The following is a 25,202-nucleotide window of genomic DNA, read 5'->3' as shown; positions in this document are numbered from 1 at the left end:
CCTACGAACGCGCCGCCTTCGCGGCGGCGATCTGGTGCCGGACCGCCTGCGCCACCGCACGCACCCGCGCCGTAGGGCGCTGCGTCCGCAGGTAGGCGAGCACGGTCTTCAGTTCCGGCACGTCGTCCCGGATTTCCACCGTGGCCAGCTTGCCGCCGTCGTACGTCAAACCGTGCTGCGGGCGCTGGTGCAGGATCGAATAACCCAGCCCGCGCGCCACGAAGGTGCGCACGGTTTCGTAGCTCGCAGAGCGGAACCTGATGTCCGGTTCCTTGCCGCCCAGCCGGGCGATGGACAGCATGAGGTCGCGGCTGTGCGGCAGGTCCAGCAGCACGAAGGGCTCGTTCTTCAGGGCTGAGAGCTTCACGCTGCCCGCGTCCGCAACCTTGTGGTCCGGGGGTACCGCCAGGTAGGGCCGGGCGGCATCAACCACGGAGGTTGCGATCGCGTCGGGGAGGTCCAGGTCGTAGCAGAGGGCGAGGTCGGCCTGTCCGCTGAGCAGCGCGGCCACGCATCCCGAGGTGTCGGATTCGATGACGTCCACTTCGAGGGCCGGGTGGTCTTCGCGCAGCTTGCTCAGGATGCCCGGGAGCAGGAACGGCGCGAGGGTGCTGAAGCAGGCCACGCGGACGCGCCCGGCGACGCTTTGGGTTTCGCCGCGGGCATGGTCAAGGCTCTCTTCGACGTGGGCCAGGATCGACTGCGCGTCGCGCAGGAACAGCTCCCCCGCCGGGGTGAGAACCAGTCCCTTGGACCTCTGCCGGATGAAGAACTGGGTGCCCACATGGCGCTCGAGCTGGGCGATCGCGGCCGACACCGCGGACTGTGCGACGTTCAGCCGGACCGAAGCCCCGGTCATGGACAGCTGGGCCGCGGCTTCGACGAAATACCGCAGTTGGGTGAGCGTGACATCCATTCCACAAGGATACCCGTTTCATCAATTTTTTCGATACAACTGTTCGAAAAAGACTGTTGGACAGATTCGGTTGGCGGAGGGAAGCTGAGTCTCAAGCATCCACCCAGCGAGACGAAGAGGCAGCGGCCACGTGAAACATCAGCGCATCCGTACGTTCAACACCAAGGAAACCTACCCGGAGCAGAACCTGGACAACGATCTCTGCCAGGCCGTGGTGGCCAACGGTGTGGTGTACCTCCGGGGCCAGATCGGACAGGACCTGGAAACGCGGGAGTCCGTGGGCATCGGCGACGTCGAAGCCCAGGCCGAAAAGGCCATGGCCAACATCGACATGCTGCTCAAGGAGGCCGGTAGCAGCCTTGAGGACATCGTCAAGGTGACCGTCTACATCATCGATCCGCGATACCGCGAGCCCGTCTACCGCACCATGGGCCGCTGGCTGAAGGGCGTCTTCCCGGTCTCCACGGGCATCGTCGTCTCCGCACTGGCCCGGCCTGAGTGGCTCGTGGAAATCGACGCCACCGCGGTGATTTCCGCGTCGAACACCACCACGGAGGGCGCGGCGTGACCTTCAGCATCGCCGCCACCGACGGCAACGGCCGCTTCGGCCTCGCGGTTTCCTCCTCCTCGCCGGCCGTCGCAGCCCGCTGCGCGCACCTGCGCGACGGCGTGGGGGCCGTCAGCTCGCAGAACATCACCGACCCCCGGCTGGGCACCGCCCTGCTTGACCGCCTCCAGGCGGGCTATTCCGCGCAGGAGGCGGTGGACGCCGTCGTGCAGGAATCCCCGGCGGCCGGTTACCGGCAACTGGTGGTGCTGGACGCCCGCGGCGGATCCGCGGTGTTCAGCGGCGAACATTCGCTGGGCGTGATCGGCGAGGGCCGCGGCCCCAACAGCGTGGCAGCGGGCAATATGCTCGCCGGGCCCGGTGTTGTCCAGGCCCTCTGCGATGAGTTCGAGGCCACCTCCGGCGAGCTTGAGGTGCGGCTGATGGCCGCGCTGCGGGCTGCCGAGGCGGCCGGCGGCGAAGCGGGGCCCGTTCGCTCGGCCGGCCTGTCGGTGGTGTCCGGCCACGGCTGGCGGGACACGGACCTGCGGGTCGACTGGCACGAGGATCCGATCGCGGAACTCGGACGGCTGCTGGAGGTCTGGCTTCCGCAGCGCAACGACTACGTGGTGCGCGGCCTGGACCCCGCGGCGTCGGTTGGTTACGGGGTGCCGGGCGATGAGCGCTGAACTTTTGGAATCGGGAACGCACACCCGCACGCGGGTCCTCGAGTCGATTGCGGCGCAGCATGCTGCGCTGATCGGGCTTTCCGAGACGCTGCACGCCAATCCGGAGCTCGGCTGGCAGGAACACCGCGCCGCCGGCTGGACGGCCGCGTATCTCGCCGGGCACGGCTTCGCCGTCGAAGAAGGGTACCTGGGCTTCCCGACGGCGGTGCGCGCCGTCGTCGGGAACGGCTCACGGCGGGTGGGGCTGATGGCGGAGTACGACGCCCTACCGGGCTTGGGTCACGCCTGCGGCCACAACATCATCACCGCGATTTCCTGCGGCGCCGCCGTCGCCCTGGCGGAGTTCGCCGCCGAGCGGGACCTGACCGTGGAGCTCTACGGAACCCCGGCGGAGGAGGGTGGCGGCGGGAAGATCGAGCTGCTGAAGAAGGGCGCGTTCAGCGGGCTCGACCTGGCCATGATGGCCCACCCCAGCCCCGTCGATTCCGCCGAGGCCAAACCCTACGCCGTGGCCCACAACCACGTGGAGTACCGCGGGAAATCGGCCCACGCTGCCGCCTATCCGGAGCAGGGCGTCAATGCCAACGATGCCTTCGTGGTGGCGCAGGTGGCCCTGGGTCTGCTCCGGCAGCAGCTGCCGTCCGGGACCCGGGTCCACGGCATCCAGACCCGCGGCGGCGAGGCACCGAACGCCATCCCCGACAAGACCGAGGGCCGCTGGTACGTCCGCGCCGAGTCACTCGCCCAACTGGGCGAGCTGGAGCAACGTGTGCACCGCTGCTTCGAAGCGGGGGCCGTCGCCTCCGGCTGCGAGCTCTCCGTCACCCCGGAATCCGAGCCCTATTCGGAGTTCCGAACGGAACAGCGGGCACTGGAGCTGTACATCCGGCACGCGGAATCCCTGGGCCGGGACTTCAACGCACCGCCCGAACAGGCCACCATGAACCGGGCGTCGACCGACATGGGCAATGTGTCCCAAGTGGTCCCGGCCATCCACCCCTACATCGGCCTGGGCTGCTTCCCCGCGGCCAACCATCAGCCTGAGTTCGCCGCGCACTGCGTCGGGGCGGCCGCCAACCAGGCAATCCATGACGGCGCCGCCGCCCTTGCGCTGACAGCTCTGGACTTCCTGGCGGACCAACCATGACAGATCGAACTTCTTCCCGGGAACCGGGAACCCGCGTGGAGCACGACAGCCTCGGGTACCGTGAGGTCCCCGAGGACGCCTACTGGGGCATCAGCACCCTGCGGGCCGTCGAAAACTTCCCCGTCAGCGGGCGGACCATCGGCAGCATACGGTCCCTCGTGTGGGGACTCGGCGCCGTGAAATACGCGGCTGCCCGCGCCAATGAAGGCCTCGGCCTCCTTGATCCGGCCAAGTCCGCGGCCATCCAGCAGGCCTCCTTGGAGGTGATGGACGGGCTCCTGGACGGCCAGTTCGTGGTGGACGCCATCCAGGGCGGCGCCGGAACCAGCACCAACATGAACGCCAACGAGGTCATCGCCAACCGGGCGCTGGAACTGATGGGCCGTGCCAAGGGCGACTACGCCGCGCTGCATCCGATCGACGACGTGAACCGCAGCCAGTCCACCAACGACGTCTACCCGACGGCCATCAAGATCGCCCTGCAACGGGAAATCAGCGGTCTCTGCGCCGAACACGCCAGGCTGATCGGTTCCTTCGGGGCCAAGGCCACGGAGTTCTCGGGCGTCCTCAAGGTGGGCCGCACCCAGTTGCAGGACGCCGTGCCGATGTCGCTCGGCCAGGAGTTCGGGGCCTTCGCCGAAACCCTTCGTGAAGACGGAAACCGGCTCGAGGAGCTGCTCCCCCACCTGCGCGAATCCAACCTCGGTGCCACCGCCATCGGCACCGGCATCACGGCCCCGCCGGGCTATCGGGACGCCGTCATCGCCGAGCTCAACGCGCTCGCGGGCCTCCGCCTGGTCTCCGCAGCCGATCTGGTGGAGGCCACCGGCGATACCGGCGTCTTCATGCTCGTCTCCGGCGTGTTGAAGCGGGCAGCCGTCAAACTCTCCAAGATCTGCAACGACCTCCGACTGCTTTCGTCCGGACCGCAGGCCGGCTTCGCGGAAGTCTTCCTGCCCGCGGTGCAGGCGGGCTCGTCCATCATGCCCGGAAAGGTGAACCCGGTGATCCCGGAGATGGTCAACCAGGTGGCCTTCCGGGTGGTCGGCGCGGACGCCACCGTGACCATGGCCGTCGAGGCCGGCCAGCTTCAGCTCAACGCCTTCGAGCCCGTCATGGCCGACGCCCTCCTGGAATCGATCGCCTGGCTCACGGTCGCGTGCAGGCAACTCCGCACCCATTGCGTTTACGGCATCAGGGCGAACACCCGGATCCTGGAACAGCGCATGTTCTCCTCGGTCAGCGTTGTCACGGGCCTGGCCCCTCTCCTGGGCTACGCGGCCGCGGCGGAACTGGCCAAGGAAGCCCTCGCCACGGAGCGGAGCATCGCGGAGCTCGTAATCGAGCGCGGCCTGCTGGGCGCACAGGAGACGCAGGATGCCCTGTCGGCGAGGTCATTGGCGGGGTTGGGGTAGGGAGCAGCGTCCCTGGCCTCTTACAAGTAGTCTTCGGCCCGTTCCCGGGCGATCTCCAACAAAGTGGACTGGAAAGCAACTTCCGCCGGGGCGTAGACCTTGTCCTGGCGTTGGGCCAGCAACACCCGCCGCAGGGGTGCATCAGGGCCAAGGCTGATGACGCGCACATCGGGATGTTGGAGGGCAACAGCAGTCTTGGGCACCATGGCTACGCCCATGCCGACACTGACCATGGCCTGGGCCTCCTGGTAGTCGTTGGCCAGGAAGCCGATGGTCGGCTCAAAGCCTGCCGCGTGGGCGGAGCGTTGCAGGACCTCCACCACCGGGTGGGCTTCGGCACGGACGATCCACGATTCCTTGCGGAGTTCCTCCATCCGGATCTCCTCCCGATCGGCGAGGGGGTGGTTGCGCGATACGAGGAGCACCGTGCTCTCGTGGAAAACCTCGGTCAAGCGGATGGTGTCATCGTGGAAGCGATTCCAGGGATAGTCCCATAGCAAACACAGGCCGGTGAGTCCGGACTGCAGATCATTGACGAGTTCATCGAAGCGCGCGCTCCGCAAGGACAGGCCAATGGCGGGGTACCGCTTCTTGAAGGCCCGGATCACCAAGGGCAGGAAAGAACCGGCAAGGGTGGGAAAGGTGCCTACGGCGAGCGAGCCGCGCTTCAGCCCCGCGATTTGTTCGAGGTCGGCATGGGCAGCCTTCATTTGCCCAACGATTTTCCGTGCGTGGCCGGCCAGTACCTGGCCTGCTTCCGTGGGCACCACGCCGCGGGAGCGCCGGTTCAGCAAAGGCTGGCCGACTTCCTGCTCAAGCTTCCTGAGTTGCTGGGAAACAGCGGAGGGCGTGTACAGCATCAGCTCGGCTGCGGCGGTGATGGATCCTTGCTCCACGACTTCAACAAGCAGCGCCAGGCGCCGGATGTCGAAAAGACTTGCGTGATCCTCGTTTAGCAACGCTTCACCCTTCAGTTCGAATGGTTAATTCTATGCATTCGCTCCAAGGAATCCTGCATCCTGGGCGGAAGTCATGCTATTTCCCGCGCGATCAGTCATTCATTCTTCCCCCTCACGACAATGAATGAAGCAATGCTACATACCTCTCCAGATATCCAACATTGTCTTCATTTGTGATCTGGCTCAATCTCGAATCAACCCCCTTCACCACCGGGGCCTCGAGAGAGCAAGGAAGAGATCATGAAGATCGAAGCGGAATGGATGCGCGGTGGCACCAGCAAGTGCTGGGTGTTCGAGACGGCACATCTGGAAGAGACCCAAACGAGCCCGGACGTCTTGCTTCCGCGGCTCTTCGGCAGTCCCGACCACCGGCAGATCGATGGCGTTGGCGGGGCAACCTCAACAACCAGCAAGGCCATGATCCTCAACCGGCCGTTTGGCGGTGAGGTCGACGTCGAGTTCACCTTCGCACAAGTGGGCATCGAGGAAGCAGCCGTGGACTGGGGCAGCAACTGCGGCAACTGCTCGGCAGTGGTCGGCCTCTACGCCATCGAAAAAGGCTGGGTGACGCCTGACGGCGATGTCACCCGGATCGTTACCCGCAACACCAATACCGGCCAGATCATCATCCAGCGGGTGTCCACACCGTCCGGCGCCCTGCCGATCGTCCCGCAGACGGAGATGCCGGGTGTGCCGTTCCCCGGCTACCGAGTGGGCCTCGGCTTCCAGGACCCGGCCGGCAAAACCACCGGCAAGTTGCTTCCCACCGGATCGGCCTCGGACACGATCACGGCCGGCGGAACCCGCTGGACCGTCTCCATGGTGGACGCCGGGGCGCCGGTCGTCATCCTCCGCGCTGAGGAGTCGGGCCTTGACCCTGAACGCTACGACACCTGGTTCGCCGGGCTGGAACTGCGATTGGAGACGCTGGAACACATCCGCCGTCAGGCGGCCGTGCGTATGGGCCTCGCAGCGACCACCAGCGAGGCGGCCCGCGCCGTCCCCAAGGTCGCAATCGTTGCTCCACCTGCCCGCTCCGACCGGGACAGTGACGCCAGCGTCATGATGCTCTCCATGGGCAAGCCGCACCCGGCCCTGGCCATCACCGGAAGCATCGCGCTGACCCTTGCCGCCCGGACCCCGGGCACCGCCATGAACGACTTCATGCGCGGCAGCACCCACTCAACCCTGCGCTTGCGCACGCCAGCCGGAGTGATCGAAACCTGGAGCGAGGAACGGGACGGATCCCAGCTCGTCGGCGTGGACCGAACAGCCCGCACCATCGCTTCCACCACCATCCACCTTCCCCGGGACGTCGACAGCACAGTCGGCGCCTCCCTCGCCGGCGCCACCAACTGAGCTGGGCCATCAACTGAGCAACGCTACTCAACGAAGAGAGAGCACCATGACCAAGACAGCAGAAAACACTGCACCAATCACTGACCTCGACGACCGTTCCCAGCGGTCCAAGCGCCGCCGTCGTATCCTGCTGGTGACGGCCATCGCCATCACCGTTTTGGGACTTTCTGCCCTCTTCTTCGGCGGTGCCATGGGCAACCCTTCGGCCGCTTCGGGATCGGAGCCGACCATGACCGCCACGCAAATCATCCCGCTGGTCATCCTGGTAATCATGTTCGTGGTGGCGACGAAGTGGCCGCTGAACATTGGGGTGATGGGACTGGTTGCCTCGTTCGGCGTCGGCTATTTCATGCTGGGCATGAAAGACAAAGAGATCCTCGCGGATTTCCCGGCCAACATCGTCATCACGATCATCGGAGTCACCTACTTCTTCAGCATGGCCCAAAGGAACGGGACCATCGACATCATCGTCCAGGCCTGCGTGCGCTTGGTCCGGGGCAAGACCCTCCTCATGCCTTGGGTCTTCTTCCTCATGGCCGCAGCACTGACGGCACTGGGCACCTTCTCCCCGGCCGCCGTCGCGCTCCTGGCACCGGCCGCGCTGGGGCTGGCCTATGAATCACGCATCCACCCCGTGGTGATGGGCGCCTTCGTTATCAACGGAGCGCATGCGGGAGGCTTCTCCCCGCTCTCCGTTGCCGGAGTGCTGGTCCACGACATCGCCCACAAGAATGAATTCCCCATCGACCAAGGCGCGCTGTTCCTGGCCAGCTTTGCCGTCAACTTCATCCTGTCGGTGCTGACAATCGTGCTCTTCGGCCTCCTGGGCAAGCTGCAGGACAACCACGCTAACGGCTATGCGGGCATCGATGCCGCACAGGCAACGCGGCCGCACGGCCAGCAGATCCTCACCCTGGGCCTTATCGCCGCGATCCTCGTGTGCACGCTGGGCTTCCACATGCCGATCGGATTCGTTGCCCTCTCGGCAGGCCTCCTCCTGGCTTTCGTCAACATCAAGGAACACAAGACGTTCATCGGCGGCGTCTCCTGGTCCACGGTCCTGTTGGTGGCGGGCATGATCACCTACGTTTCCCTGCTGCAGCACGTCGGCGTGATCGACACCCTGGCCGAACTGGCGCTCGCACTGGGTGCACCGCTCCTCATCGCCCTGGTCCTCTGCTACGTGATCGGCGTCGGGTCGGCGTTCGCCTCCTCCACTGCCCTGTTGACCGCCTTCATCCCGATGGCCGGTCCATTGCTGGCAACCAGCTCGCTGAGCGCCTCGGGAACTGTCGCCGCCTTGTCCGTCGCCGCCACCGTGGTGGACGTTTCGCCGTTCTCGACGGACGGAGCGCTCGTGGTCGCCAACGCGCGCGACGCCGACCGGCAGCGGGTCTACCGGCAGCTCATGGCGTACGCAGGCGGCGTTGTCCTCGTCGCCCCGGCGCTGGCGTGGGCCCTGCTCGTCCCGACCGGCATCATGTAGCCGGCACTAATTTAGCCGGCACAGACCGCCGGACTCGTGTCCGGTTAGCGCATGGGAACCTGCCCTCCGGCGCAACAGGAGACCCGAAAGACGGGCGCAGGAACACCCATACGCACCGAAGGCAGGGCGGCGATTCAGCCGCCCTGCCTTCGGCCTGTCCATGACTAGCTCGCCACTCCGGCCGGCACCCCGGCCGCTCCACCCGCTACAAGCGGCTGCTCCTCGTTGTGGGCCCGGTAGCTGCGCTGGATGGAAATCTGGTCGGCGACGTACTTGGCGTCGTGCCACACGCCCCAGATGAAGCTCGAGCCGCGGCGGGACTGCCACGGCAGGCCCAGGAAGTACACACCCGGTTCCGTAGAAACGCCGCGCTGCTGCCGGGGCTTGCCCTTTTCGTCGAACGCGTCCACCTCCAGCCAGCTGTAGTCCTGCACGAAACCGGTGGCCCAGATGATGGACGTAACACCCGCCGCAGCCAGGTCGAGCTCGCGGATCGGGGCGGCGAGGCTCTCCGGGTCCGGCCGCAGGATACGGGCTTCGGGCTCTTCCGGAAGGTCCAGGCCGTTGCGCTCGACATACGCATCGGCTTCATCGAGCAGACCCAAGTAGTGGGCATCGCCGTTGGCGACGTTGTTCCGCAAGTCCCCCGCGAACCGCATGATGCCGTCCTCGAACGCTTCGGTCCGGCCAACAAGCGCGATGCCACCCTCGGCTAGTTCGCGGAAATCGACGGTGCGGCCGCCGTCGGCCCCGCTCACCGCGATCGTCACGTGCTCCGCACCCTGCGGCGGCGTGGAGGCGTCCCACATTCCGAGCACCCCGAGCCACCAGCAGAAGTCGCGTCCGCGGTAGCTGCGCGGGGGACGGTCGTGCGGGCCCACCGAAAGGTGGACCTGCCGGCCCGACCGCTGGATCTCCGCGGCGATCTGCACGCCGGAGGAACCGGCCCCGACAACCAGGACGCCGCCGTCGGGCAGCTGTTCCGGGTTGCGGTACAGGCTCGAATGAAGCTGCACCAGCCCTGCGGATTCAGGCACGACGGCGGGGATCACCGGCTGCTGGAATGGTCCCGTTGCCGCAACGACGTAGCGGGCGTCGAGGTCGCCGTCGCTGGTCCCGACGTGGAAGCCGGGAGCGCCGGCCTTCCTGCGCACGGACGTCACCTCGACGCCGCAGCGAACCGGCGCGTCGATCTTGGCCGCGTAGGCCTCGAAGTAGTCGGCAACCTGTTCCTTCGAGGCGAACTCGCCGGGCTCGAGGCCGGTGAACTCCAGGCCGGGAAAGCGGTCGTGCCAGGCCGGCCCGTTCGCGACCAGGGAATCCCAGCGCATGGTGCGCCACCGCTCGGCGATGCGGTCCCGTTCCAGGACCAGGTGCGAAATTCCGCGCTCACCCAAGTGCTCGCTCATCGCGATCCCGGCCTGACCCGCGCCTACAACGAGGACTTCAACCTCTTGGCTAGCCATGTCAATACTCCTATGTAACTTGACGCGCACGACATCAAAGATCGCGCCCTGTGTGACGGTTTACCCATCATCACGCGCCAAACTGCATCTGCATAGCGAATAAATCCGGCCAAGAAAATCTGAATAATTGATGCAACGGCTTACTCTTCCAGGGAAATCGCACAGGCACGACGGACCCCACGTGTCACTCCCGCTACTCTTGTCCGTATGCAGAACCGTGAGTGGGAAGAACGCGTCGCCGCCTTGTGGGCCTCGCTCGACGAGCACGCGCGCGACGACTTCCATACCGCGATGAAAAGGCTTTGCGCGGAACTGCCCGAGGGCACGGCCGAAGCCGACTTCGAACTGGCGGCAGCCTACGACTCCACGGGCTATCCGGAACGCGCCGTTCCCCTGTACGGCAAGGCGCTGGAAACGGGGCTGAAAGGCGAGCGCCGGCGTCGGGCGGTCATCCAGCTGGCGAGCTCACTGCGGAACCTGGGCCGCCCGGACATCAGCGTGACGATGCTGACGGACGAGCGCGGCCGCGGCCGGGACCGGCTTTCCGACGCCGTGGACGCCGTGCTGGCCCTGGCCCTCGCCGATACCGGGCGGGAACGCGAAGGCCTCTCGCTCGCCCTCGCGGCGCTGGCGCCGCACCTTCCGCGGTACCAGCGCTCGATGAAGAACTACGCCCGCGCCCTCCTGGAGAAGCCGTCGACGACGGACGAGGGCTAAGCCCGCCGGGTCACCTGGCAGGGCGGCCTCCGTGGTGGCGCCTCGGAAAATGGCGGACCGACCTCGGGGCATGGTGGATGACGCCGCGCATCAGCACCACGGCAAGCGCGGTGACCCATGCAGGCGGCATGAGAAACACCAGAATCCCACCGGCACCGCTGGCGAATCCGCCGGCGTTGACGTAGCCCGTCAGCCCGATCCACCAGCACAGGAGCGCCACGAACGCGCAGGTTCCGGCCAGGGATCCCCGCAGCTGATCACGCCCGATCAGGACCCAATGGTCATCATTCCGTTCAGCCATGCCAACCCCCGAATGCTGTCCCGATACCACTCAGGTAAGCACTGTCCGGCTCTGTTGGCTAGGGCAACGCAAGACTGCCGGCCGCACCGTGACTGCTTGGAGGACGCCCCGCCGCAGGCCATGGCAAGCCGGTCACTTTTTGATCTTTTCGGACAGGGCATGGGCGTGCCTCAGCAGCAGCCGGCCGAGGACCGGACGGCGCTCGGCGGAGAACCGCGACTCGATGCCGGTGATGCTTAGCGCCCAGGCCGGCTGCCCGGCGGCGTCGAACACGGCGGCGCCCATCCCCCAGCTCCCGGGCACGACGAGGCCTGGATTGGTGGCATAGCCAGCATTCCTCGTCGCTTCTATTCCCTGGCGGATACGCTCCGGGCTGTGTTCCGGACCGTAGTGTTCCTCGAGTTCGGCGTGCGAGAGGTAGCGTTCAACGGCGTCGGACGGCATGAAGGAGAGGATGGCCAGGCCGGCTGACGCAACCCCGAGGGGGAAGCGCTTGCCCTCGTATAGGACGAACGAGCGGATCGGGAAGCTGCCCTCCTGGCGCAACACGCAGACCGTCTCACCGCCGCGGCGGGCGGAGAGGAAGGCACTTTCCCCGGTTTCCTCGGCGAGGGCCTGGACGTGCTCATGCGCCAGGTGGGTGATGTCATAGCGCTCGGCGGCGACCGATCCCATGAGGTAGAGCTCCGGCCCGAGATGCCACCTGCCGGCCTTCGAGTCGTGGTCGAGGAAGCCCTCGGCCGCCAGGGACGAGAGCAAGCGGTGGGCTGTGGGCCGCGCCAAGCCGGTGGCGCGGGCAACCTCGCTCGTGCCGATGCCACGGGGCATGGCACCGCTAACGGTCCGGAGAACTTGGCCGATCCGGCCGACGACTTGGGCGCCAGGAAGTGTTCCGCTCATGTCTACATTATGGACACTTTTGAGCGACTGGGCCACATTCCGAGCAATCTTCCCGCTCCGCGGCAAATCAATTGACTGCCTTCTGAGCCATCCATAGCCTGATCGGGAGCGACCACATAATGGACGGAGTGATGATGGCATCAAAAATTTGGGACAGCGCAGCAGAGGCGCTGGCCGGAACCATCCGGGACGGGATGACGCTTGCGGTGGGCGGTTTCGGCCTCAGCGGCATTCCCCGGGACCTCATTGAGGCGGTCCGGGATAGTGGCGCCCGGAACCTGACCGTCGTGTCCAACAACATGGGCGTCGACGGCAAGGGGCTGGGCCTGCTGCTGGAGAACCGGCAAGTCAGCAAGGTCCTGGCCTCCTACGTAGGAGAGAACAAGCTGTTCGCCGAGCAGTACCTGGCGGGGACGCTCGACGTCGAGTTTGTTCCCCAGGGCACACTCGCCGAACGCCTCCGGGCGGGAGGGGCCGGAATTCCCGCGTTCTACACCCCAACCGGCGTGGGAACGCCGATCGCCGAAGGCAAGCCGGAGGCCACATTCGACGGGAGGCGGTGCATCCTGGAACGCGGCATTGTTGCCGACATCGCCCTGGTTCGCGCACACCAGGCCGACGGCGAAGGCAACTTGCGGTATCGGATGACGGCCCGCAATTTCAACCCCCTCGTCGCATCAGCAGGCCGCCTCACCATCGCCGAAGCGGAAGAGATCGTCGATGGCTACCTCGATCCCAACGACGTCGTTACACCCGGCGTCTTCGTTCAGCGGGTCGTACACGTAGCCAACCCAAGCAAAGACATCGAGCAGCGGACCGTAAGGGTCCGCGCGGAGGTATGAACATGTGGACCCGTGATGAAATGGCCGCTATCGCGGCCGCCGAACTTGAAGACGGCCAGTACGTGAATCTCGGCATTGGGATTCCCACCTTGGTCGCCAACTATTTGCCCGACGGCGTCCGCGTCACCCTCCAGAGCGAGAACGGACTGCTTGGCATCGGGCCGTTCCCCTACGACGGCGAGGAAGACGCCGACCTCATCAACGCTGGAAAGCAGACCGTCACGGTGCTGCCGGGGGGAAGTTTCTTCGACTCGGCCGTCTCGTTCGGCATGATCCGCGGCGGACATGTCCAGACTGCCATCCTCGGTGCCCTGCAGGTCTCGGCCTCCGGCGACCTGGCCAACTGGACCATCCCGGGCAAGCTCGTCAAAGGCATGGGCGGCGCCATGGACCTGGTGGCCGGCACTCCCCGCGTCATCGTGGTCACCGATCACGTGGCGAAGGACGGCACCCCCAAGATCGTCGCGGAATGCGACCTTCCCTTGACCGGAGTCGGCGTCGTGAACCGCATTATCAGCGACCGAGCAGTTTTCGATGTGGTCGACGGGGAACTTGTCCTGCGCCAGGTCGCGCCGGGGCAAAGCATCGCCGAGCTCCGCGAGCTGACGGGCGCGGCGTTCAACGTTGGCCAGGAGCTGCAGGACCTGGCAGAGACCGTCGGGGCAGGCGCATGACCGCCCTGATCGCCGGCTACGCGCGAACCCCTTTCGCCAAGTTCAACGGACGTTTCGCCTCCATCCCGGCCACAGCGCTCGGGGCGCACGCGATTTCCGCGGCACTGAACCGCGCAGGCGTCAGTCCCGAGGAGGTCCAAAGGGTAATTGCCGGGCAGGTCCTGCAAGGTGGAGCCGGGCAGAACCCTGCCCGCCAGTCCGCCGTTGCCGCGGGCATCCCCTTGACCGTTCCGGCGTTGACGCTGAGCGCCGTCTGCCTTTCCGGCATGGAGGCCGTCACTGCTGCAGCACGCCTCATCGACCTCGGCGAAGCGGACATCGTGGTGGCCCTGGGCCAGGAATCGATGTCCCTCGCACCCCACGTCTTCAACGCCCGTTCCGGCCAAAAGTACGGAGCCCTCCAGGCGGTGGACACCCTTGAGGTCGACGGGCTGACGGACGCCTTCGAACAGCGTTCGATGGGCATGTCCACGGAGGACGGCAACGCCCACTACGGCCTGGACCGGGCCGTCCAAGACGCCTGGGCGGCGTCCTCCCATCAGCGTGCCGAGAAGTATGCGGTCTTCCATGCGGACGAGATCGCCGACTACACGGTCCCGTCGCGCGGGGGCGCCACGGTGATTGCCGACGACGACGGCGTCCGGACCGGGATGACCGACGAATTGCTCGGGGGCCTGCGCCCGGCCTTTAGCAAGGACGGCACGATCACCGCCGGCAACGCTTCGCAGATCACGGATGGCGCCGCCGCGTTGGTCCTGGTCAGCCCGGCAGCGGCCGAACGATTGGGCCTGTCGCCGATCGCCGTGGTGGAGTCCCACGCGTTCGTGGCCGGACCCGACGTCCGCCTGCACGAGCAGCCCGCCAGGGCCATACTGGCCGCCCTCGAAAAGATCGACGGCGGCGTCCAGGACCTTGCCGCCATCGAGATCAACGAGGCCTTCGCCGCGGTGGCCATCCGGTCGACCCAGACGCTCGGCGTCAGTGCGGACATAGTCAATACACGAGGAGGGGCGATCGCCCTGGGCCATCCCATCGGAGCCTCGGGGGCACGCATCGTCGGCACCCTTGCCCGGCAACTTGCCGAGGGCGGGCCGGGACAGATAGGAGCCGCGGGAATCTGCGGCGGCGGCGGACAAGGATCTGCAATCATCCTGAGGTCACTGTAGGGAGGCGCTGTCCGGCTGCCATGCGGCGAGGGAACTGCTCGCAAACGTCCCCACGCTTTGAGCGTTGTCCCTGGGGGTGTCAGTGTTGACACCCCAGGGACAAGTGCCGCCCAAGGACAAGGGCCGCCTAAGCGAACCGCGCCAGCGGGTTCTTCAGCCGCCCGGCCATTTGCAGCCCGCCCGAAGGATCCGCCAGGTCCAGCATCTGCTGGTTGTTGCGCAGCTGCAGGCGGTTCAGGCAGGACAGCTCGAAGTCCGGCGCGAAGAGATCATGCATGGCGAACTGATCCGCCAGTTCCGGGTGCCGCTTCTGGTAGGAACGCACGACGCCGGCCGTCACCTTCCAGAACTCATCCTCGGCGAGCGTTCCGTCCTCCGCGAGGATTGCGGACAGGAAGCGGAAGATGCAGTCGAAGACGTCTGTGAAGATGGCGAGCACCATTTCCTCGGCGGGGATGTCGGCCTTGATGCGGGAGACTTCCTCCGGCAGCTCGAGCCGCTCCCCCATCACCACGATCTCCTCGGCAATGTCCTTCATGATGGCGCGGACCGGCACGCCGTTTTCCAGCACCAGGATGACGTTCTCGCCGTGCGGCATGAAGGCCAGTTCGTACTCGAAGAGGCAATGGATCAGCGGAACCAGGTAGGCCTCGAGGTAGCGGCGCAGCCACTCGGCGGGTTCCAGTCCGGAGCGTTTGATGAGGGCCGAGGCCATGGAGGCGCCGTCGGCGTCCACATGGAGCAGCGACGCCATCGTGGCCAGCTGCTGCCCCTTGTCTTTTCCGCCGTCCAGCAGCGGCAGCGGACTTTCCCTCCATAGGGCCGAGAGCATCTTGCGGTACGCCGAGCCCTTGGCCGAGGCCGCCTCGTAGTAGTGGTTGTGGTAGCCGATCGCGGCGGACTCGCGGATCATTGCCAGGCCGCGTTCCTGCAGCTCGGCGTCCCTGGAAATCAGCCCGTGCAGCCAGTCGTTGATGGCCGGCGTGGCCTTCATGTACTGCGGCGAGAGGCCCCGCATGAAGCCCATGTTCAGCACGGACATGGCCGTCTTCACGTAGCACTTATTTGGCGCACTCGTGTTAAAAAACGTCCGGATGGACTGTTGTGCCTGGTAGGCGTCAGGCGCCGTACCCAGGTGGACGATGTGCCGCCGGGCGATTTCGGCCGCGAACGTTACGGTGAGCTTGTTCTCCCATTGCCACGGGTGCACGGGCATGAGCAGGTAGTCCTGCGGGCTGAGGCCGCGCGCGGACAACTCCCCGTCGAAGCAGGCCAGAAGGTCTGCGCCGAGTTCGACTTCGAAGTGGGCGCGGTAGCCCAGGCCGGCGCTGGAGGTGAATACGGCTTTGCTGCCGTGGACAGCGATCCACTGCAACTGCACGGCGGCACCGCTTTCCGGGGCGAAGGCGTGGTAGTCCGTGATCCCGAAACCGAGCCGGCCGTTGTTGGCCACGAAGCACGGATGCCCTTCGCTCATGGTCCGTTCGATGGCCTGGAAATCGGCGGCCACGTCTGCCCCGCCCGTAATGCCGGCCGCCAGTTCCGCCGAGCTGAGGGGGTTGCCCTGCTTGTAGGCGTGGCCGGCAAGGGTGCTGCTGATTTCCTCGAGGTAGACCGGCAGCTGCTCCTCGCGGATCGCCAGGGTGTCGCGGAACTCGGCGATGAAGTCCAGCGCGTCCAGCGGCAGTCTGCCTTGCCCGTCCCCCGCCAGCGACGTCCGGGTGATCGATTCCGCCGGGATGCTCCAGTGCTCCAGTTCGAGCACGCTGGCCTGGAAGCGGTACTCCACCGCGGCGTCGTCGCTCACCAGGCGGTACTGCCCGACGCCGGCGGACGCCTCCTCCAGGAGTTCGGGCACCAGGATGCGCTCGTGGGAGAACTCCGCAATGGCCTTGCGGACCAGGTGGCGGTTGGCGGCCGCCCAGCGTTCGGGAGTCAGGTGTTCCACCGGGCCGGAGGACCGGGTGCTTGCTTCGAGAATGGCGGTCATCGGCTCTCTCCTGCGGGTTCGGAGGCGGGGCGGGCTGCGGCAAGCACAGGGGTCAACGTGGCGAGGAAATCGGCGCGCGTGCAGAAGCTGAGGAGCGCTTCCTTGTGCGTTTCGGCGGGGTCGACGGCGGGAAGGGTCACCACCCGCTCGGGGCGGAAGCCCACCCGCTCGTTCAGGACGTGGATCTTGTGGTTCCGGGCATCGGGCTCGACGACGACCCGCTCGGCCTGCGGATCCTCGAAGAGCTGCGACATCACGGACTGCATGACGGCGGTGGTGTACCCGGGCTGCGGGTCACCGTCCGGCGGGGCCACGAGCAGGTGCATGCCGACATCCCCCGGCTGCACGACGTAGACCTCTGCCAAGGGTGATTCACCGGGCTGGTAACGCTCCATCAGGAAGGCGGGGACGCCGCCGTCGAGCCCCAGGAACGCCTGGTGGTGTCCGCTGGCGGCGATGCCCGCGTACTCTTCCTCAACATCCCGGACTGTGGAGGACACCATGCCCCAGAAGCGCGCATACGGCTGGCTCACCCAGCTGTGGAGGAGGGGTGCGTCGGCGACGGGGTCGACAGGGCGGAAGGCGAAGCTCATGCGTTCACCGCCACCGGTGCTTCTGGGGTGACCGGTGCGCCGGCCGTCACGGGGGCGCCGAACTGCTGGAAGGCGATGCTGCCCTCGATCGGGTAGACCTCGCGGCCGGTGATTTCGCGCAGGATCCAGGAATTGCGGTACGCGGCCATCCCGAGGTCCGGGGTGACGAAGCCGTGGGTGTGCAGTTCGGCGTTCTGGACGAAGATTTCCCCGGGTTCGACGCCGGTGCTGTAGTTGCGGGAGACGTCGAACCGTCCGCGGTAGTCGCGGCGGATGCGGTCCGCGATGCCGGCCAGGAAGCCTGGTTCCTGGTACTTGTAACCAGTGGCGAAGACTACGGCCTCGGACTCGAGGGTGAAGTCGCGGCCGTGCTCGTCGTGGCGCAGGTCAAGGGTGTGGGTGCCCTTGGCGGCGTCCCAGGCTGCAGCGTTGAGCGAGGAGTGCGTGAAGAGCTGAGTGTCCACGATGCCGGAGAGGCTCTTGGTGTAGAGGAGGTCGTAGATGCTGTCGATCAAGTCCGAGTTGATGCCCTTGTAGAGGTTCTTCTGGCTGTCGATCAACGAATCGCGCTGCTCCGCCGGGAGGGAGTGGAAGTAGTCCACGTACTCCGGGGAGGTCATTTCGAGGGTCAGCTTGGTGTACTCCAGCGGGAAGAAGCGGCCGGAACGGGTCACCCAGTTCAGCTGGTAGCCGTGGACGTCGATTTCGCCGAGCAGCTCGTAGTAGAGCTCCGCGGCGCTCTGGCCGCTGCCCACGATGGTGATGCTGCGTTTGGCCTGCAGCTCACTCTTCCTCGACAGGTAGTCGGCGTTGTGGAGGACAAGTCCGCCGGCGTTCTCGCCGGTCACTATTCCTGCACAGGCGGCCGGAATGTAGGGGCTGGTTCCGGTGCCGAGCACCAGCCGCCGCGCCCGCAGCACCTCAGCGCCGCCCGGGCCCTGCACGGAGAGAGTGTACACGCCGTCGTCGTACGAAACATCCAGCACATCCGTGCTAAAACACACGGAGTCGAGCTGGCCAGCCACCCACTGGCAGTACTGGTTGAACTCGGCGCGCAGCGGGTAGAAGTTTTCCCGGATGTAGAAGCGGTACAACCGCCCGGTCTGCTTGAGGAAGTTCAGGAAGGAGAACTTCGACGTCGGATCGGCCAGGGTGACGAGGTCCGCCATGAAGGGAACCTGCAGGTGCGCCGGCTCCAGCATCATTCCGGGGTGCCAGTCGAAGGACTCGCGGCGCTCCAGGAAGACGGCGTCAAGGCCGTCGATCGGTTCGCTCAGCGCGGCCAAGCCCAGGTTGAAGGGGCCGAGGCCGATCCCGGCGAGGTCGTAGATGCGGCCGGTATCCCGGGCGTTGTCCTGGGATTCCTTGGGGGCGGTAGTGCTCATGCTGCGTTGTCCTCGTTGTTGGTGCCGGCGCTGTTGGTGCCGGGGAGCAGGCCGGCGCCGGTGCGGCGCAGGAGATCGATGATTTCGCGGATGTCGTTCCGGCTCGCCTCGGCGTTGAGGAGGGTGAACTTCAGGTAGTGGTGGCCGTCCACCTTGGTGCCGGCCACCACGGCCTCGCCGGAGGCGAAGACGGCGGCGCGGATGGCGGGGTTGAGGCGGTCCGCCGCGGTTTCGTCCAGGCGGGAGCCGTCCACAAGCGGCCGGTAGCGGAAGACGAGCGTGCTCAGCTGGGGTTCGGCGGCGAGCTCGAATTCCGGGTCTTCGGCCAGCAGCGCACCGACGCGTCCAGCGAGGTCGATGGCTTCATCGAAGAGGGCACCGATGGCGTCGGCGCCCATGGTGCGCAGGGTCAGCCACAGCTTGAGGGCGTCGAAGCGGCGGGTGGTCTGGATGCTCTTGTCCACCTGGTTGGGGACTTGTGCCTTGGCGGCGCTTTCCGGGTTGAGGTAGTCCGCGTAGTAGGTGACGTGGCGCAGCATGGAGCCTTTGCGGACGATCAAGGCGCTGGAGCTCACGGGCTGGAAGTAGGTCTTGTGGTAGTCCACGGTGACGGAGTCGGCCAGTTGGGTGCCGTCGATCAGGTGTCGGTATCGGTTGGAGACCAGCAGGCCGCCGCCGTAGGCGGCGTCAATGTGCAGCCAGGAATCGTAGGCGCGGGCCAGGGCGGCGAGCTCCGCGAGCGGGTCCACCGAACCGAAGTCCGTGGTCCCGGCGGTGGCCACGACCGCCATCGGCACCAGGCCGGCGTCGTGCGTTTCCGCAAGGGCAGCCGCCAGCGCGGCGGGATCCATGCGGTGGTCCGCGGCGGTGGGGACGGCGACGACGGCGTCGAACCCGAGGCCCAGCATGGAGGCCGACTTCTGGATGCTGAAATGGCTGTCCTGCGAGGTGAAGATGCGCAGACGATCGAGCAGGTGCGGGAGGCGGGCCTCGCCGGCCTCGGGGCTTGAGGCGCGGAGCTTGGCGACGGCATGGTTGCGGGCGATCAGCAAGGCCTGGAAGTTGGACTGGCTGCCGCCGGAGGTGAACACGCCGTCGGCGTCATTGCCGAACCCGAGGCGTTCAGCCGTCCAGTCGATGAGGCGGCGTTCGATCATGGTGGCGCCGGCGCTTTGGTCCCAGGTGTCCATGGAGGAGTTGACGGCGGAGAGCACGGCCTCACCCACCAGCGCAGGGATCACCACCGGGCAGTTCAGGTGCGCGGCGTAGCGGGAGTCGTGGAAGTAGATGGCGTCCTTGAGGTAAAGCTCGTCGAGCTCCTCGAGGGCAGCGGCGGTGTCGCGGAGGGGACGGCCGAGGTCCACGGCGTCCACCTTCGCCTTCAGCCCTGCATGCCCGACGCCGGTGTACGGCCGCGCGGTCCGCTGGACCTTGGTGGCCACGGCGTTGACGCCCTGCAGCACCTGTGCGACATAACTGGGCGAGTTCCGCGCGTTGAAAAGCTGGTTGGTGGCCGCGAGGGCAAGCTCCACGTTGGACCCGAAGTCCGCTTCCGGGGCGTCGGTTTCACCGCGCCCAACCTCACCGCGCCCGGTTTCGTTGCGCTTGATATCACTGCGCTCGATATCTCTGCGCCGGACTTCCATGCTGGGCGACGTCACGTCGGCCTCCTTCCACTGGGTTCGAACAAATGCCCAGCAACACTCCGCGCGCTGTTAGGCAAGGCAAGCCTTACTTAGGCTTGCCTTTTCGTCAAACTTTTGTGCCCTAATTCATAAGGTGTGACGGGCGGGAAGGGTTGACTGGATCCGGCGGGCCGCTGTGCTGTAATTTGCCCGCCTTCACATGTTCGAAAGGTGCAGACGCGGGGCGGGGTGGGGGCGCGGGTCGCATCCGGGCGGGTCGGGGCAGGGCCGGGCGGGGCGCTCGCCCGGGGCGGGAGGCCATCGGCGGACGTTCTGCTGGATCACCCGTGTGGCCCGGATCCCGTCGGCCCGGAAGTACGGGGCTTCATAGTCTGTCGGAGCGGGGTGATCCAGCAAAATGTACCGGCTTGGACCGAGACCTGTACGGCCGCGCAGCGTGTAGAGTCCTCTGCAAACGCGCCCGGCGGGTCCCGGGCGCGGATACGGCATCCAAGGGGGAACGATGCAGGATACAAACAGCGCCAGTGCAAGCTTCAGGGAAATCGACGAACACGGAAACGCGCTACCACATGACCCGGCGGCCACGCCGGAGGAGACCCGGAAGTTCCGCGTGAATCCGTTCATCATGGTTCTCTGGGTCCTCAATGGAGCCCTCATGGTGCTCGTGGGCTGGGCAATCAGCGAAAGTTTCGAGCCGACGTTTTTTGGCGGCACCACATCGGAGTCCGGCGCTGTTCCCGTGTTCTTCGTCCTGATGAACTCCGTGCCCCAACTGCTGCTGATCTCGGCCCTGACCACCGTTGCGCTGCTGTTCTGGCACGCATGGCAATGGCAGAAGCGGCGGGCACGCTGAGAGTTGTCGGCGCCTCCTGCAACACTGCGGTCACTCGGAATCTTGTGAAACGGAACTGAAGGGAGCCAGACGTGGGCGCATGGAGTGAATCGGTCTTCGGCAACGATGACGCGGCGGATTTCCTCTTCGAAATCGAAGACGCCGGATCAACGGGAGAGGTCATCACGGTCCTTGAAGACGGCCTCAACGCCGTGGCCGGCGAGGACGGCTATGTCTACGCACCCGAAGGAGCGGTCGGCCTGGCCGCAGCGGCGCTGGCGATCTCCTGGGGGCATCCCGCGGTCCTCGACGACGCAACTTCGCAATCCTTGGGCGAACCGTGGCCGCGCACTTCGGAGGCACTCCCCGACCGGCTGCTGGCGAAGGCCGCCGCAGTCCTCGACCGGATGCGCAGGCCCGACGCCAACGAACTCGCGGACCTGTGGAACGACGCCGACAAGCAGGCCGACTTCGATTCGGAGCTGTCGCGCTGGCGGGCCCACTTGCCCTGAGCGGCAGGCCTGGACGGCTGCCCTGAACAGCGGGCAGAGGCGTTACTCGTTGCCGGGCTCTCCGACGGGCGGCTCTGCCGGCCAGTCGACGTCGAGCTCGTAGCCCTCGTGGTTGCGCAGGAAGGCGGCGATGTACGGGCAGTGCGGGATGATGCGCTTTCCGGAAGCCACCACGTCGTCCAGGGCAAACCGGGCGAGGACCTTCGCCAGGCCGCGGCCCTTGAACTTTTCCCGGGTCTCGGTGTGCATGAAATCGATATGGCCGGGCCGGTCCATGAACTGCGAGATCACCGCAATCTCACCGTTCACGAGGAGTTCGTAACGGTGGAATTTGTCGTTCCGGACGGTGGTGACGTCACCGTGGAAGGACTCTGCCAGGGAATCCGTGAACTCGGTCATGACTCGACATTGGCACGTAATCCGGCCTCTGGCAATGGCAACGCACGCCCTTGGCCTGCCTCCGTTTCGGGTCGGGAAGGCGAGGGTTGTGACGGCTCCACCACGCGCCCCAGCAGCAGCACCGCGAGCATGAAGCATGCCGCCCCTCCGCCCAGCAGGGCGACGTTGAGTCCGTTCAGCGCTGCGTCCAGCATGGGGATGAACACCACGACGCCGGCCGTCACTACGGCGGCAGGTGCGCGGCCCCGAGCGTGGACGGCCGCCGTCGGGCGTTCTTCAAGCCTGCCGCAAAGCAGCAGGACCGGCAGCAGCAGCACCACGACGGCGAGCAGCACCAGCGGCCGCGCCCACCACCACGCGGCGGTGCCGGCGGCCGGTTTGGGGAAGTCGCTGAGCAGCAGCAGGCCGGTCATCGCCACGAGCAGCGGCAGGTGCCAGAGGTAGATGGTCATGGAGCGGCGGCCGGCCGCCGCAACCATCCACATCACCCAGCGGACGCGGGCCAGCCAGGCGACCCCCGGCCGGAGCAACTGCAGGGTGGCTGCCTGCGACAGGCCCAGCAGCAGCATGCACAGGTTGGGCGGGTTCAGGTTCACGATCATGTTCCCCGAGTACACCCCGGCACCGGTGATCAGTCCGAGCAGCAGGTTGCTGCCCGCCACCAGCCCCACCAGCCATCCGCTGCTGCGCCCGGCGAGGAAACCGTCGGCGATGAAGAAGCCAAACTGCTGGACCGCGCACCAGACAAACACCATGTTGAGCGAGGCGATGAGGGGGAATGCGCCGCGCAGGCTGTCCACGGCGATCACCGCGGCGACCAGGACGGCGAGCGTCAGCCACGGCGCGTGCTCGTGCAGCCTGGCCAGCAACGGCACGCTTAGCTGCGCGGCAAGGTAGGCGGCCAGGAACCACAATGGCATCCCGGCACCGGTGGCCATCAATTGGACCACCTGCGGGTGGACGCCCAGCAGCTGCGCAGCGAACAGTCCCGGGAACATCACGGCAAGCAGGGCAGTGGCGGGCCGGATGAGGCGCAACAGCCGCAACTGGGCGTAGTCCACGCCGGTTCCGCCTCGGGCACGCAGCCGCCGCCAGGATTCAAGCCCGGTGATGCCGCCCAGCACGAAGAACAGCGGCATGACCTGTAGGGCCCAGAGCACCGGCTCGAACCAGCGCTGCTCCATGAGGGTGTTTTCCTGGGTCACAGTGCCGTCGGCGTGCAGCACGGGGCTGACCATCATGCAGTGCGAGAGGACTACCAGGGTGAGGCAAAAGAAGCGGGCGATATCGATGACCGGGTCGCGCCGGGCACTGCCGGCGGCCTGCCCGGCAGCTGCCTTGCCCTGCCTCAAGAATCCCATCGCGCCCCCTGCGGCTGATGTTCCCTGTTGGCTCCATTGTCCGCCGAGTTGGCGGATTAGGGCAGGGGCCTGGAGGGACTGCCAGCACGTGGCTCGCCCGGCGCGGACAGGCAGCAAGGTCAAACGGACAACGCCACCTTGCCGGACACGTGGCCGTCTTCCAGGTATCGGAGGGCGTCCGCAGCCTCAGCCAGCGTGAAGCTCCTGTCGAGGGCCGGCGCTATGTCACCGGCCTCGATGAGCTGCGTAAGTTCCTGAAGGTCGGCAGCACGGACCAGACCGAACAACATGGTCAACCGCTGGCCGATGAAGGGTGACAGGACGACGGCGCCCAGCTGGCGGTGCAGTCCCCCGCCCAGCTTCCCGCCGCCCTCACCGCCGACAATGACCGCCGTTCCCTTAGCTGTGAGGGCACGACGCAAGCGCGGGATCCGGGGGTTGCCCGCGATGTCCAGGATGAGGTCGAAGGGGCCGGCGTCTACGAAGTCTTCCCTGGTGTAGTCGATGACCTGGTCGGCGCCAAGGTCGCGGACAAACCCGATCTTTCCGGTACTGCAGGTGCCAGTGACGTGCGCACCGTAGGCTTTGGCCAACTGGACCGCGAAGCTTCCCACGCCGCCGGATGCGCCGGTGACCAGCACTTTCTGTCCCGGCTGGATCTTTCCGGCGCGGAGGCCTTGGAGAGCGGTGACGGCGGAGACCGGCACGGCCGCGGCCTGCTCGAATGAGAGACCCTGGGGCATTGCCGCCAGTTTGGCCTCCGGCGCAACGGCGTATTCGGCGAAGGAACCCCGGCCGCTGCCGTAGACCGCGTCGCCGACGGCGAACTTTGTGACCTCGGGGCCCACGGCCTCCACGATGCCGGCGAGGTCCATGCCCAAAGCCGGGTCTTTCGGCTTCCGGAGGCCAAATGCGAGACGCGCAATGTACGGCAGGCCGGTCATTATGTGCCAGGCCCCGCGGTCGACACCGGCTGCCCGGACCCGGACCAGTACATCCTTGCCTTTGACGACTGGGCGCGCCACCCGCTCCAAGCGCAGCACCTCCGGCCCGCCGTAGGTCTCCCGGCCGATAGCCCGCATGTCCGTTGTTTCGCTGCCCTGACGATGAGAGCGTTCTTGGGTTTTCACGGCAATCCCTCCTGTGAGCCAACAACTTTCGTACGCTGTACGAAAGACGCTACAGTACAGTGTACGAAAGTGGAAGAGCAAAGAGGAGCACGAAATGACAGGTGCAGCCAAAGGCGCCGCAGGCCGGCCTGAGCTCAGCCGCGGGAAGGTTCTGCAGAAGGCTCTCGAACTGGCCGATGCCGGGGGCATCGCTGCCCTGTCGATACGGTCGCTCGCCCAGAGCATCGGCACGAAGCCGATGTCCCTCTACTACTACGTGGCCAACAAGGAGGAAATCCTGGACGGGCTCGTGGACCTCGTCTTTGCCGAGATCAGCACACCGCAGGCCGGCAGCGAGTGGAAGGAACAGATGCGCCGCCGCGCCCACTCGGCCCGGGAAGTGCTACGGCGCCATCCGTGGGCGATCGGACTGCTGGAGTCCCGCAAGGCTCCCGGCCCGGAGACCCTGAAGCACCACGAGGCAACTTTGGCCACATTGCGCGAGGGAGGCTTCACCGTGGAACAGACAGCCCGCGCCTACTCCCTGCTGGACAGTTACATCTACGGGTTCGCCCTCCAAGAGGCCGGGCTCCCTATCTCAGGCGGCGAGCCGATGGCTCAGGTGGCAGCCCCCATCATGGAGCGGTTTGCGACCGGGGAATACCCCTACCTGGTTGAGATCGCAACGCAGGTTGTCATGCAGCCCGACTACGACTACGGCAACGAATTCGGCTACGGGCTGGAGCTGATCCTCGAAGCGCTGCAGCCGGCATCGGCTGCCTAGCCCCGGA

25 protein-coding genes are annotated in these 25,202 nt (G+C 66.4%); 13 read left to right on the top strand and 12 right to left on the bottom strand.

Annotation, left to right across the window (positions count from 1 at the left end):
- Position 1: 1 nt before the first annotated feature.
- Positions 2-916: a LysR substrate-binding domain-containing protein gene (locus D3654_RS19375; RefSeq protein WP_120523087.1), complete on the bottom strand. Its 915-nt coding sequence runs from the start codon at positions 914-916 to the stop codon at positions 2-4.
- A 130-nt stretch (positions 917-1,046) separates the two neighbouring features.
- Here D3654_RS19375 and D3654_RS19370 point away from each other — a divergent pair, with 130 nt between their 5' ends.
- Genes D3654_RS19370 through D3654_RS19355 form a run of 4 tightly spaced genes read left to right on the top strand, consistent with a single transcriptional unit; the run spans position 1,047 to position 4,714 of the window.
- Positions 1,047-1,484 (top strand): RidA family protein, encoded by a 438-nt coding sequence (locus D3654_RS19370; protein ID WP_120523086.1) that lies wholly within the window; start codon positions 1,047-1,049, stop codon positions 1,482-1,484.
- Positions 1,481-2,152, top strand: coding sequence for a DUF1028 domain-containing protein (locus tag D3654_RS19365; protein ID WP_120523085.1), 672 nt, complete (start codon positions 1,481-1,483; stop codon positions 2,150-2,152). The genes D3654_RS19370 and D3654_RS19365 overlap by 4 nt, the downstream gene beginning before the upstream one ends.
- Positions 2,142-3,299 (top strand): M20 family metallopeptidase, encoded by a 1,158-nt coding sequence (locus D3654_RS19360; protein WP_120523084.1) that lies wholly within the window; start codon positions 2,142-2,144, stop codon positions 3,297-3,299. Before D3654_RS19365 ends, D3654_RS19360 begins: the two co-directional genes overlap by 11 nt.
- A complete protein-coding gene (locus D3654_RS19355) occupies positions 3,296-4,714 on the top strand; it encodes an aspartate ammonia-lyase (protein ID WP_120523083.1) in 1,419 nt (472 codons plus the stop codon). The genes D3654_RS19360 and D3654_RS19355 overlap by 4 nt, the downstream gene beginning before the upstream one ends.
- Before the next feature lie 20 nt (positions 4,715-4,734).
- Here D3654_RS19355 and D3654_RS19350 read toward each other — a convergent pair whose 3' ends face one another.
- Entirely contained in the window at positions 4,735-5,673 is a 939-nt protein-coding gene (locus tag D3654_RS19350; RefSeq protein ID WP_120523082.1) for a LysR family transcriptional regulator, read from the bottom strand.
- A gap of 240 nt (positions 5,674-5,913) precedes the next feature.
- On the opposite strand from D3654_RS19350, the gene D3654_RS19345 reads away from it, so the two are divergent.
- Entirely contained in the window at positions 5,914-7,032 is a 1,119-nt protein-coding gene (locus D3654_RS19345; RefSeq protein ID WP_120523081.1) for a PrpF domain-containing protein, read from the top strand.
- A 46-nt stretch (positions 7,033-7,078) separates the two neighbouring features.
- Complete coding sequence (locus D3654_RS19340) at positions 7,079-8,518, top strand: SLC13 family permease (RefSeq protein WP_120523080.1); 1,440 nt, start codon at positions 7,079-7,081, stop codon at positions 8,516-8,518.
- 164 nt (positions 8,519-8,682) lie between these two features.
- Here D3654_RS19340 and D3654_RS19335 read toward each other — a convergent pair whose 3' ends face one another.
- Positions 8,683-9,984, bottom strand: a complete 1,302-nt coding sequence (locus tag D3654_RS19335; RefSeq protein WP_120523079.1) for a flavin-containing monooxygenase — start codon at positions 9,982-9,984, stop codon at positions 8,683-8,685.
- 207 nt (positions 9,985-10,191) lie between these two features.
- On the opposite strand from D3654_RS19335, the gene D3654_RS19330 reads away from it, so the two are divergent.
- Positions 10,192-10,701: a tetratricopeptide repeat protein gene (locus D3654_RS19330; protein ID WP_120523078.1), complete on the top strand. Its 510-nt coding sequence runs from the start codon at positions 10,192-10,194 to the stop codon at positions 10,699-10,701.
- A gap of 10 nt (positions 10,702-10,711) precedes the next feature.
- On the opposite strand, the gene D3654_RS19325 is transcribed toward D3654_RS19330, so the two are convergent.
- Positions 10,712-11,002: a hypothetical protein gene (locus tag D3654_RS19325; protein WP_120523077.1), complete on the bottom strand. Its 291-nt coding sequence runs from the start codon at positions 11,000-11,002 to the stop codon at positions 10,712-10,714.
- Between the two features lie 132 nt (positions 11,003-11,134).
- Positions 11,135-11,902: an IclR family transcriptional regulator gene (locus tag D3654_RS19320; RefSeq protein ID WP_120523076.1), complete on the bottom strand. Its 768-nt coding sequence runs from the start codon at positions 11,900-11,902 to the stop codon at positions 11,135-11,137.
- Positions 11,903-12,036: 134 nt separating this feature from the next.
- Between D3654_RS19320 and D3654_RS19315 the strand changes: the two genes are divergently transcribed.
- The 3 genes from D3654_RS19315 to D3654_RS19305 are packed head-to-tail and all read left to right on the top strand — an operon-like array spanning position 12,037 to position 14,584.
- Positions 12,037-12,744 carry a CoA transferase subunit A gene (locus D3654_RS19315; RefSeq protein WP_120523111.1) on the top strand — a complete coding sequence of 236 codons (708 nt, stop codon included), beginning with the start codon at positions 12,037-12,039 and terminating at the stop codon, positions 12,742-12,744.
- 2 nt (positions 12,745-12,746) lie between these two features.
- Positions 12,747-13,418: a CoA transferase subunit B gene (locus D3654_RS19310; protein WP_120523075.1), complete on the top strand. Its 672-nt coding sequence runs from the start codon at positions 12,747-12,749 to the stop codon at positions 13,416-13,418.
- A complete protein-coding gene (locus D3654_RS19305; RefSeq protein WP_120523074.1) occupies positions 13,415-14,584 on the top strand; it encodes an acetyl-CoA C-acyltransferase in 1,170 nt (389 codons plus the stop codon). Before D3654_RS19310 ends, D3654_RS19305 begins: the two co-directional genes overlap by 4 nt.
- Before the next feature lie 127 nt (positions 14,585-14,711).
- On the opposite strand, the gene D3654_RS19300 is transcribed toward D3654_RS19305, so the two are convergent.
- The 4 genes from D3654_RS19300 to D3654_RS19285 are packed head-to-tail and all read right to left on the bottom strand — an operon-like array spanning position 14,712 to position 20,198.
- Positions 14,712-16,574, bottom strand: coding sequence for an IucA/IucC family protein (locus tag D3654_RS19300; RefSeq protein WP_120523073.1), 1,863 nt, complete (start codon positions 16,572-16,574; stop codon positions 14,712-14,714).
- A complete protein-coding gene (locus D3654_RS19295) occupies positions 16,571-17,167 on the bottom strand; it encodes a GNAT family N-acetyltransferase (RefSeq protein WP_120523072.1) in 597 nt (198 codons plus the stop codon). The genes D3654_RS19300 and D3654_RS19295 overlap by 4 nt, the downstream gene beginning before the upstream one ends.
- On the bottom strand, positions 17,164-18,552 hold the full coding sequence (locus tag D3654_RS19290) for a lysine N(6)-hydroxylase/L-ornithine N(5)-oxygenase family protein (RefSeq protein ID WP_120523071.1): 1,389 nt from the start codon (positions 18,550-18,552) through the stop codon (positions 17,164-17,166). The genes D3654_RS19295 and D3654_RS19290 overlap by 4 nt, the downstream gene beginning before the upstream one ends.
- Complete coding sequence (locus D3654_RS19285) at positions 18,549-20,198, bottom strand: pyridoxal phosphate-dependent decarboxylase family protein (RefSeq protein ID WP_120523110.1); 1,650 nt, start codon at positions 20,196-20,198, stop codon at positions 18,549-18,551. Before D3654_RS19285 ends, D3654_RS19290 begins: the two co-directional genes overlap by 4 nt.
- A 502-nt stretch (positions 20,199-20,700) precedes the next feature.
- Here D3654_RS19285 and D3654_RS19280 point away from each other — a divergent pair.
- Positions 20,701-21,051, top strand: a complete 351-nt coding sequence (locus tag D3654_RS19280) for a hypothetical protein (RefSeq protein ID WP_120523070.1) — start codon at positions 20,701-20,703, stop codon at positions 21,049-21,051.
- 71 nt (positions 21,052-21,122) lie between these two features.
- On the top strand, positions 21,123-21,542 hold the full coding sequence (locus tag D3654_RS19275; protein ID WP_120523069.1) for a DUF4259 domain-containing protein: 420 nt from the start codon (positions 21,123-21,125) through the stop codon (positions 21,540-21,542).
- A gap of 42 nt (positions 21,543-21,584) precedes the next feature.
- On the opposite strand, the gene D3654_RS19270 is transcribed toward D3654_RS19275, so the two are convergent.
- From D3654_RS19270 to D3654_RS19260, 3 genes are all read right to left on the bottom strand, one after another.
- Positions 21,585-21,941: a GNAT family N-acetyltransferase gene (locus D3654_RS19270; protein WP_120523068.1), complete on the bottom strand. Its 357-nt coding sequence runs from the start codon at positions 21,939-21,941 to the stop codon at positions 21,585-21,587.
- Positions 21,938-23,302: an acyltransferase family protein gene (locus tag D3654_RS19265; RefSeq protein WP_120523067.1), complete on the bottom strand. Its 1,365-nt coding sequence runs from the start codon at positions 23,300-23,302 to the stop codon at positions 21,938-21,940. Before D3654_RS19265 ends, D3654_RS19270 begins: the two co-directional genes overlap by 4 nt.
- A 119-nt stretch (positions 23,303-23,421) precedes the next feature.
- Positions 23,422-24,432 (bottom strand): NAD(P)-dependent alcohol dehydrogenase, encoded by a 1,011-nt coding sequence (locus D3654_RS19260; protein WP_245413337.1) that lies wholly within the window; start codon positions 24,430-24,432, stop codon positions 23,422-23,424.
- 94 nt (positions 24,433-24,526) lie between these two features.
- Here D3654_RS19260 and D3654_RS19255 point away from each other — a divergent pair, with 94 nt between their 5' ends.
- Complete coding sequence (locus D3654_RS19255; protein ID WP_120523065.1) at positions 24,527-25,195, top strand: TetR/AcrR family transcriptional regulator; 669 nt, start codon at positions 24,527-24,529, stop codon at positions 25,193-25,195.
- The last annotated feature ends 7 nt before the right edge of the window (positions 25,196-25,202 follow it).

It is taken from the genome of Arthrobacter celericrescens, assembly GCF_003614925.1.
Classification (GTDB): domain Bacteria; phylum Actinomycetota; class Actinomycetes; order Actinomycetales; family Micrococcaceae; genus Arthrobacter; species Arthrobacter celericrescens.
Note: the sequence above shows the minus strand (reverse complement) of the source record. Positions and strands in the feature narration are given on the sequence as shown.